Below are 2977 nucleotides of genomic sequence, written 5' to 3'. Positions count from 1 at the left end.
AGGTCAATGCGGGTGAGTTGTCCCTGCTTGCCAAACAGCTCTTGCGCCGCGCCAATGTCCATCACCGCCAGCGCCGCACCGCCCGCACGTACGCTCCCCGCCACCGTGACCGCGTGCATCTGCAGGCCACTTTGCAGCCGCAGCACCGAGCCCTGCGCATTTTTTTGCGCCGCCGGGTTCAAAAACACGGTGTCGGGCGCAAACAGCGCCAGCCGGTCCGCATCGGCCAGCGGCCGCGGCATCAGGTCAGGCGCCACAAACGGCACCACCAGCGCGTCGATCCCGACCACGCGCACGGCTGCACGCTGCCCGTCCGGCGCCTGGGTGTAGCTGCCCAGTTCCAGCACCGGGCTGGCGAGCCGGACTTGGGGGTGACGCGCCACGCGGGCAAATACCGCCTCGTCAAAACTGCCCCGCACACTGCGCAGCTCCAGGTCGGGCTGGCCGCTGACGGAGCGCACCGCCTGCGAGAACTCGTCCAGTGCCGACGCGTTGATCAACTGCACCGAAAACGCCAGCGCCACCCCCAGCATCACCGCCACCACGGCAGCGGCGTTGCGCCACGGATGCTGGATCAGCTCCTGCCAGGAGAAGGTTTTCAGAAGATCGAACATCAATAAGGTCAATAGATGAGGCCAGGCCCGGATGGGTTCAGTCCGGTCTGACTTCGGGTTTCATTTCCGGTTTCATTCTAGGGTTCGGTGGCGGCGCGGCTTTGTGGTCTGCTGCTTGACAAAGCTCAAGCGCTCGGGCTTGGTCGCCTTGCAGAATCAGTCTCAACGGATGGACGCCCTGTCCATCCACCAATTTGTCACACGCGGCAAAACAAGGAGAAAAAAATGGGTCAACGTCTAACCATCGGCGAGATTTGCAAGCGCAACGTGAGCGTTGCTTTCAAGGCCACGGCCTTGCCCGGCGCCGCCCGCTTGATGCGGGAGAACCATGTCGGCTGCCTGGTCGTGGTGGATGAAGTGGAGGGCAAGCGCATCGTGGTTGGTTTGCTGACTGACCGCGATATCGTCACCGCGGTCGTCGCCTCCGACCTTGATCCTGCCACGCTGCGGGTGGAAGACGTGATGGTCACCGACCTGGTCACCGCGCGCGAGGACGACTCGCTGATCGACCTGATGCACACCATGCGCCGCAAGGGTGTGCGGCGCATTCCGGTGGTCGGCACTCAGGACGAACTGCTGGGTGTGGTCACGCTCGACGATGTGCTCGACGTCCTGGCGCAGGAATTGGGGCTGCTGGTGGCCGCCATCGACAGTGAGGGCAAGCGCGAACGCCAGCTTCGAAAGTAAGTGAGCTGGAAGGAGCCGGGCCCGAATGAGCGTGCTGCCGCCTGTGGCGTCAAGGCTGAGCAGCCAAGGCCATCAACACTTGCTCTGGCATGCGCCTGGGGCGCAGAGTGGCAGCATCGACGCAGCCCACCCGGATCAGCCCCTGCGCCAGCAGGGTGTCACCGCGCCAGGCCTGTTGCGCCAGTTGCATGGACGCCTGCCGCTGCGCCACCACCTTGACCGTGACCTGGATCAGGTCGTCCAGTCTGGCCGAAGCCAGGTAACGCAATTGCACGTCAGCCACCACAAAGATGGCGCCGGTTTGCGTCTGCAACGTGCTTTGCTCCACCCCCAGGGAGCGCAGCCACTCCGTGCGCGCACGTTCAAAAAACTTGAGGTAATTGGCATAGAAAACCACGCCGCCGGCGTCGGTGTCCTCCCAATAGACGCGCAGCGTGAAAGGATTGCAGAGTTCAGGCACGGTTTTCCAGTCGGGTTGAAAAGCCCCCATTATTCACAGGCATGCGCTAGCGCCATGGACGCGCACGAAATCTGTTGAGCCAATCGCCTTTCGGGCTCAAAATTTGCGGCGGTGTGTGCCGACACAGGGTCTGCGCCTCGGCCTTGGCCGACGCGGCTCCAAGTAAGATAGTCGTCATGATCGATTGTCCAATCCTGCAGTCATCGCCGTGAGCGTGGTCAACCCACTGGCGAATCGTCAGCTGCCGCGGCCTCGCTTGTCCATGCCCGCCGTGGTGACGGCAGGGGTTTTGCACGTCGCGCTGCTGTGGCTGGTGCTGCAGTCGACACCGGTCATACACACGGTGCGCAACGTGGTGCAGTACCTGGCGCCCATCACCTTGCTGCGGGAAAAGCCGCCAACGCCGACGCCTGCGCCGACCCGTATCACCGTACCCATGCGGATGCCGGTGCTCACGCCCAAGGCCGTGCCCGAACCGGTGGCAGCCGTCCCCAAGGCCATCGAACTGCCGCCAGACAAACTGCTGGAGCCGCCACCCCCGCCTGTCAAGCCGCCGCCTCTGCCCGCGCCACCGATTCCGTTACCGGAGCCGCCGAAAGCAGAGTTGCCAGTTCTCCCCGAGCCGCTGCCGGAGCCGGTGCCGGCACCCGCACCCTCACCGGCTGTGGAGCCAGTCCCTGCACCAGCACCGGAGCCAACGCCAGCACCAGCACCAGCACCTGCACCTGCACCTGCACCTGCACCTGCCGCCGTTGCGGTCCCTTCAGCCGCCCCTGCGCCAACTGCCGCACCGGCTCGGCCTGCTGCCATTACACCGGCAGAACAGGTGCCCTTAGCGCCACCGCCCACGGGAGCCGGTGGGGCGCAAGCGGCGCCGGCTGCTGCCAAGCCGCCATTGGGCCTGTACCCGCACATGTACAACCCGTCGCGGCAACGCAGTCTGGCCGAGCTGGCCAACGAGCAGCTCAACGGTGGCCAGCGGCGCGACCGATTGGCCGAGGGCGTGTCGGCGGCGGAAAAACCCGATTGCCTGGCAGCCAACGCCGGTGGCAGCTTGATCAACCTCATCACCCTCCCGCTCGCGGCCGCGCGCGACAAGTGCAAATAGCAGCCCGCACCGGCGCCACAAGACCTGTCACTTTTTTTACCCATTCTTTCAAGAAACCCAGGAAGCTACCATGACCCCAAAATTTCTCATGACCCGACGCGCCCCGGT

General features: G+C 64.7%; 3 protein-coding genes and 1 pseudogene. 2 read left to right on the top strand and 2 right to left on the bottom strand.

Annotation, left to right across the window (positions count from 1 at the left end):
* A pseudogene (locus tag WA157_RS08255) lies at positions 1-614 on the bottom strand (ABC transporter permease); the annotation flags it as partial.
* 225 nt (positions 615-839) lie between these two features.
* On the opposite strand from WA157_RS08255, the gene WA157_RS08250 reads away from it, so the two are divergent.
* Positions 840-1301 carry a CBS domain-containing protein gene (locus WA157_RS08250; protein ID WP_422620490.1) on the top strand — a complete coding sequence of 154 codons (462 nt, stop codon included), beginning with the start codon at positions 840-842 and terminating at the stop codon, positions 1299-1301.
* 49 nt (positions 1302-1350) lie between these two features.
* Here WA157_RS08250 and ybgC read toward each other — a convergent pair whose 3' ends face one another.
* Entirely contained in the window at positions 1351-1791 is a 441-nt protein-coding gene (ybgC, locus tag WA157_RS08245) for a tol-pal system-associated acyl-CoA thioesterase (protein WP_422620489.1), read from the bottom strand.
* Between the two features lie 178 nt (positions 1792-1969).
* On the opposite strand from ybgC, the gene WA157_RS08240 reads away from it, so the two are divergent.
* Positions 1970-2869 carry a hypothetical protein gene (locus WA157_RS08240; RefSeq protein WP_422620488.1) on the top strand — a complete coding sequence of 300 codons (900 nt, stop codon included), beginning with the start codon at positions 1970-1972 and terminating at the stop codon, positions 2867-2869.
* The last annotated feature ends 108 nt before the right edge of the window (positions 2870-2977 follow it).

The organism is Rhodoferax ferrireducens, from assembly GCF_049302455.1.
Classification (GTDB): domain Bacteria; phylum Pseudomonadota; class Gammaproteobacteria; order Burkholderiales; family Burkholderiaceae_C; genus Rhodoferax; species Rhodoferax ferrireducens_B.
The sequence above is the reverse complement of the archived record's forward strand: the minus strand, read 5'-3'. Positions and strand labels throughout refer to the sequence as shown.